Raw genomic sequence first — 5,491 nt, 5'->3', positions numbered from 1 at the left:
ATTGATTTTGTATTTTTTCTGTTAGTCCAAAATTAGTAGTTTCCTCCACTTGAAAATCTAAATTTCTTCCTCCTCCAAATAAGATTCTATTGTTGATATTTCGAAAATAATAAAAGCCTTTGTCAAGATGAAAAGTGCCTTTTATTTTTAAATTATCAATAGGTTTTGTTATTAATACTTGAGCTCTTGCTGGTTTAATCTCTTCATTTAATAACTGATTAGCAAATCCGTTAGTGGCAACAAATAACTTATGGGCTTGAAACTCAAAATCGTTGTTTATTTCCAAAGCAACTCTATTTTTTAACTCTAAAAAGGAAGTAACAGCTGCACTGTTTACTATTAAAATATTGCTTTCAATTGCTTTTTTTACCAAAGCCTGCATCATTTTACCTGTGTCTATTTGTCCTTCAAAAGAGCTGCTTATATAGTTTTTTATAATGTTTTGAAAGTTGAAATCATTGTTGCTTTTATAAAAAACTTCCTCTTTAAACAATGGTTTCAATAACGTATTTATTTGAGGAATTGCCGTTAGGCATTCTTCAAATAATACTGACTCATTTGCTAAAAAAAGCTCGTGACCACCCCATTGTTTGAAACCTATAGGTTGATCTCCCAGCATATTTCTAAGTAACTTCAATCCTTCAACCCTTTTTTGCACCAGTTGAAAAACTTCTTCTTCAGTGTGGTTTTTAAGGTCTTCAAATATTTCAGATATGCTTCCAAAACAAGCAAATCCTGCGTTTTTAGAACTTGCTCCACTGGGAAGAATGCCTCGCTCTAAGACAATTATTTTACTATTAGGAAACCTATTCTTCAGGCTTAATGCACAATTTAAGCCAACAATTCCGCTTCCAACTATAGCAAAATCAACTGATTCAAACCAAGTATTTTTTTCCCAATAACTTAAATTCATAGATAAAAAAAGCTCCTTTAAGGAGCTTTATTATTATTCATCTTCTGGTTCATTCATTTTGAATGTTTCCATAAACTTTGTAGTATAATTTCCTGAAATATAATCTGGGTGATCCATTAATTGACGATGAAATGGTATCGTGGTTTTAACGCCTTCAATAACAAATTCATCCAGTGCTCTTTTCATTTTGTTGATTGCTTCCTCACGGGTCTGAGCTGTGGTTATTAATTTAGCAATCATTGAATCATAATTTGGAGGAATACTATAACCCGCATAAACATGTGTATCAAGTCGCACACCATGGCCTCCTGGAGCATGTAAGACTGTGATTTTTCCAGGGGAAGGCCTAAAATCGTTGTAAGGGTCCTCTGCGTTGATTCTACACTCAATTGAATGTAAGTTTGGTGTGTAGTTTTTTCCAGATATCGGAACGCCAGCAGCTACCAAAATTTGTTCTCGAATCAAATCAAAATCTATAACTTGCTCAGTAATAGGGTGTTCAACCTGAATTCTGGTGTTCATCTCCATGAAATAGAAATTTCTGTGTTTATCTACTAAAAACTCAATCGTTCCGGCACCCTCATATTTTATTGATTCTGCAGCTTTTACGGCAGCATCCCCCATAGCCTTTCTAAGCTTAGTAGTCATAAATGGAGATGGTGTTTCTTCTGTTAGTTTTTGATGTCTTCTTTGGACTGAACAATCTCTTTCTGAAAGGTGACAGGCTTTGCCGGTTGAATCTCCCACAACTTGAATTTCAATGTGGCGTGGTTCTTCAATTAGCTTTTCCATATACATCCCGTCATTTCCAAAAGCTGCTCCGGCCTCTTGTCTTGCTGAATCCCAAGCGGCTTTGAGGTTTTCTTTTTTCAGTACTGCCCTCATTCCTTTACCTCCACCACCTGCAGTTGCTTTTAACATTACGGGATAGCCCATTTTGCCGGCGGTTTTTTCAGCGTCCTCATAGTCTTTCAAAAGTCCGTCTGATCCGGGTATACAAGGCACCCCTGCTGCTATCATAGTTGCTCTGGCTGAAGCTTTGTCTCCCATTTTGTCAATCATTTCAGGAGAAGCGCCAATAAATTTTATTTTATGGTCTGCACAAATAGCAGAGAATTTTGAATTTTCTGCTAAAAACCCATAGCCGGGATGAATTGCATCAGCATTTGTAATTTCTGCGGCTGCAATAATATTTGATATCTTTAGATAGGATAAATTACTTGCGGGAGGACCAATACAAACAGCTTCATCTGCAAACCGAACATGCAAACTTTCAGCATCTGCAGTTGAGTAAACCGCCACTGTTTTTATGCCCATTTCTTTACAGGTTCTAATTATCCGTAAAGCTATTTCACCTCTGTTTGCAATTAGAATTTTTTTAAACATAATTTAAGATGATTAAGGTTTTCCTTTAAAACTATTTGTTTAATAATTAAAACAACAACTTAAGTTTTAAAGGTTAATATGTTATGACGGGTCTATTAAGAACAGTGGTTGATCAAATTCAACCGGTGATGAATCATCAACCAAAACTTTTACGATTTTTCCTGAAACTTCACTTTCAATTTCGTTGAAAAGTTTCATAGCTTCAATAACGCAAAGTGGGTCACCCTCTTTAATTGTGCTTCCAACCTCAACAAATGATGGCTTGTCAGGTGATGGTTTTCTATAAAAAGTTCCAATAATGGGTGACTTTATTGTTACATATTTATTCTCATCAGTTGATGCAGTTTCTTTTGTTGTGGGTACAGACTCGGCAACAGGCTGTTGAGCAGACTGTTGTGGTTGTGCTTGAGGTTGAACAGGCACTTGCTGAATATAGGTGGTTTCTCCTTTGGAGTCCTCACCCCCTGTTTTAATGGTGATTTTTATATCCCCCATTTCCAATTTAACTTCGCTTGCGCCAGATTTTGCTACGAATTTGATAAGGTTTTGAATTTCTTTGATATCCATAGTATTGATTTTAGTTTTGGTTTTAACTGTTGTATGCCCATTTTAAGTAGATTGACCCCCAAGTAAATCCTCCTCCAAATGAAGCGAAAACCAGATTATCTCCTTTTTTTAGTTGTTTTTCATAATCATTTAAAAGCAAGGGTAATGTTGCGGAAGTTGTATTGCCGTAACGATCGATATTCATCATCACCTTTTGCTCATTGAGCTTCATTCTTCTCGCTGTGGCATCAATGATTCTTTTATTTGCTTGATGGGGAACTAGCCAATGAACCAAATCATTTGACAGCCCATTTCTTTGCATTATTTTTTCGCTCACATCTGCCATATTTGAAACGGCAAATTTAAATACTGTTTGTCCATCCTGAAAGACATAGTGTTGTTTTTTGGTTACTGTTTCTGAAGAAGCGGGAAGCAAGGATCCTCCAGCTTCAATTTTTAAAGATTGCCTTCCGATTCCGTCTGTTCTTAGGTATTCATCTTGAAGTCCAAAACCATCCTGATTGGGTTCAAATAATACAGCCCCACCTCCATCTCCAAAAATTATACACGTTGTTCTGTCTTCATAATCAATGATTGAAGACATTTTATCTGCACCAATGAGTAGGACTTTTTTGTATTTCCCAGATTCGATATAGCGTGCAGCTGTAGACATTCCAAAAAGAAAACTTGAACATGCAGCTACTAGATCATAAGAAAATGCATTTACAGCACCAATTTCAGTAGCAACATATGCAGATGTGATTGCAACAGGCATGTCGGGTGTTGCTGTTGCCATAATCACCATATCAATTTCTTTGGGGTCAAGGTCGCGTTTTTGAAGTAAATCTTTGGCGGCTTGAATGGCTAAATAGGAGGTACCTTTATCTTTATCTTTCAGAATCCTTCTTTCTTTTATTCCTGTTCTTGAAGTTATCCATTCATCATTAGTGTCGACCATGCTTTCTAGCATTTTATTGGTCAACACAAAATCAGGAACGTAAGACCCTACAGCGGTGATTGCTGCTGTGATGTTGTTCATATTACTATTTTAAGTTCACTGAATATCTCACTAAAACGCGTATAATTTGATGAAAATACAAAATTTCAGTAAAAAACAGGTGCAAAATAAGTTGTTTTTGAGATATAGAAAAGTTAAAAACAAAAAAACTCTCACGAGTTGTGAGAGTTTCTAATTTTGGGAAGGAACTTTTTAAGCCTCTACTTCTTCTACAGCATCAATTACTACCTGACCTCTGTAGTACAACTTCCCTTCGTGCCAATGTGCTCTGTGATAAAGGTGAGCTTCTCCTGTAGTTGGATCTGTTGCGATTTGCGGAGCAGTTGCTTTATAATGAGTTCTTCTTTTGTCTCTTCTGGTTTTAGAAATTTTTCTTTTAGGATGTGCCATTGCAATGTTTATTTATCCGTTAATAGTTTTTTTAATTGTTCCCAGCGGGGGTCTATTTCTTTATTTGATTTTTCTGAAGAATTTTCTTCAGTTTCTTTTGGTGTTAATTCTTTTAGTTTTTCAAGTATTTCTGAATTTAAAGAGCCGTCTTCTACTCCCGGATGCACTCTCTTTGCCGGAAGAGATAATATAATTAATTCATAAATATATTGTTGAATGTTTATTTCAAAGCTTCCGTGGTGGAGAATCAGTAAGGTGTCGTCTTCATCGTTATATTCATCTCCAAAATTCACGACCAAATGGTGAATTCCATTAACTTTTTGGTCATAGGGCTCGTTTGTCACATCACAAAAAATATTGACAAGTCCTTCTATTGTGAATTTAAATTCCAGTGCGTTTGATTTTTTAATAAGTGTCGTATGGGCAGAAATTGCTACTTTATTAAATTCATCATACTCAAAATGTTCAAAGAACGTATTATCAATTTTGTAATCAAAATGATGCTCACCCTGCTTCAATCCCACAAAAGGAATTGTAAACTCTTTCATTTGCTTCATTATTTCAACTTTTTTACCTTAGCTCCTTTCGGTTAAGGCGGGTGCAAAGATAAAAAAATATTTCAAAGCAAGAATATTTTATCAACCCTTTTTTGTGGATAACTTTTTAGCAGAGGGCTTTAGTGGATTTTTAGAAATTTCAGCATATTCTTCTCGGTTTTTGTATATCTGAATGGCTTTAAAAACTGCCTCCCTAAAAGAAGTATAATCTGCTTCATTTTTACCGGCTTTATCATAAGCGGTTCCGTGGTCTGGAGAAGTTCTCACTTTACTTAATCCGGCCGTATAATTAACTCCGCTACCAAAAGAAATTGTTTTAAATGGAATTAACCCCTGATCGTGATAGGCTGCTACAATAGCGTCAAAATTTTTATAATTTCCGGAACCAAAAAAGGTATCTGCCGCATAGGGCCCGTAAACAATTTTTCCGGAGTAATTGATTTTTTCTAATGTAGGTCTTAAAACCTGATCATCTTCAGTGCCAATAACACCATTGTCGCCGGTATGTGGGTTAATGCCCAATACGGCAATTTTTGGAACTGTAATTCTAAAGTCCTGCTTTAGGGCTGTATATATTAAGTTAATTTTTTTCTCAATTAAGCTTTTTGTAATGTGTTTAGAAATCTCATTAACAGGAATGTGGTCGGTTAACAAGCCAACTCTTAAGGAGTCGGTTACCAT

Annotated in this window: 7 protein-coding genes; all 7 read right to left on the bottom strand. The window is 35.7% G+C overall.

Annotated features, from left to right (window positions below; all coding sequences use genetic code 11):
• The coding region (locus AACY61_RS08055; RefSeq protein WP_339611062.1) for an FAD-dependent oxidoreductase at positions 1-913 on the bottom strand (913 nt) is incomplete at its 3' end.
• A gap of 33 nt (positions 914-946) precedes the next feature.
• Complete coding sequence (gene accC / locus AACY61_RS08050) at positions 947-2,299, bottom strand: acetyl-CoA carboxylase biotin carboxylase subunit (RefSeq protein ID WP_339611061.1); 1,353 nt, start codon at positions 2,297-2,299, stop codon at positions 947-949.
• Between the two features lie 81 nt (positions 2,300-2,380).
• The gene (accB, locus tag AACY61_RS08045) at positions 2,381-2,866 is read right to left on the bottom strand and encodes an acetyl-CoA carboxylase biotin carboxyl carrier protein (protein WP_339611060.1); all 486 of its coding nucleotides are present in this window, start codon (positions 2,864-2,866) and stop codon (positions 2,381-2,383) included.
• Between the two features lie 22 nt (positions 2,867-2,888).
• The gene (locus AACY61_RS08040; RefSeq protein ID WP_339611059.1) at positions 2,889-3,884 is read right to left on the bottom strand and encodes a beta-ketoacyl-ACP synthase III; all 996 of its coding nucleotides are present in this window, start codon (positions 3,882-3,884) and stop codon (positions 2,889-2,891) included.
• Between the two features lie 171 nt (positions 3,885-4,055).
• Positions 4,056-4,253 carry a 50S ribosomal protein L32 gene (rpmF, locus tag AACY61_RS08035; protein ID WP_188438393.1) on the bottom strand — a complete coding sequence of 66 codons (198 nt, stop codon included), beginning with the start codon at positions 4,251-4,253 and terminating at the stop codon, positions 4,056-4,058.
• An 8-nt stretch (positions 4,254-4,261) separates the two neighbouring features.
• Positions 4,262-4,810, bottom strand: a complete 549-nt coding sequence (locus AACY61_RS08030; RefSeq protein ID WP_339611056.1) for a DUF177 domain-containing protein — start codon at positions 4,808-4,810, stop codon at positions 4,262-4,264.
• Between the two features lie 81 nt (positions 4,811-4,891).
• Positions 4,892-5,491 (bottom strand): 4-hydroxythreonine-4-phosphate dehydrogenase PdxA (locus AACY61_RS08025; protein ID WP_339611055.1); only part of this gene is annotated, 600 nt, incomplete at its 5' end.

It is taken from the genome of uncultured Planktosalinus sp. (assembly GCF_963973675.1).
Classification (GTDB): Bacteria; Bacteroidota; Bacteroidia; order Flavobacteriales; family Flavobacteriaceae; genus Planktosalinus.
This window is presented reverse-complemented; position numbering and strand designations above follow the sequence as displayed.

Bases quoted from the DNA above. Each gene is read 5' to 3' on its own strand.
- rpmF (WP_188438393.1), bottom strand. From the start codon at position 4,253: ATGGCACATCCTAAAAGAAAAATTTCTAAAACCAGAAGAGACAAAAGA.
- AACY61_RS08040 (WP_339611059.1), bottom strand. From the start codon at position 3,884: ATGAACAACATCACAGCAGCAATCACCGCTGTAGGGTCTTACGTTCCT.
- accB (WP_339611060.1), bottom strand. From the start codon at position 2,866: ATGGATATCAAAGAAATTCAAAACCTTATCAAATTCGTAGCAAAATCT.
- AACY61_RS08030 (WP_339611056.1), bottom strand. From the start codon at position 4,810: ATGAAGCAAATGAAAGAGTTTACAATTCCTTTTGTGGGATTGAAGCAG.
- accC (WP_339611061.1), bottom strand. From the start codon at position 2,299: ATGTTTAAAAAAATTCTAATTGCAAACAGAGGTGAAATAGCTTTACGG.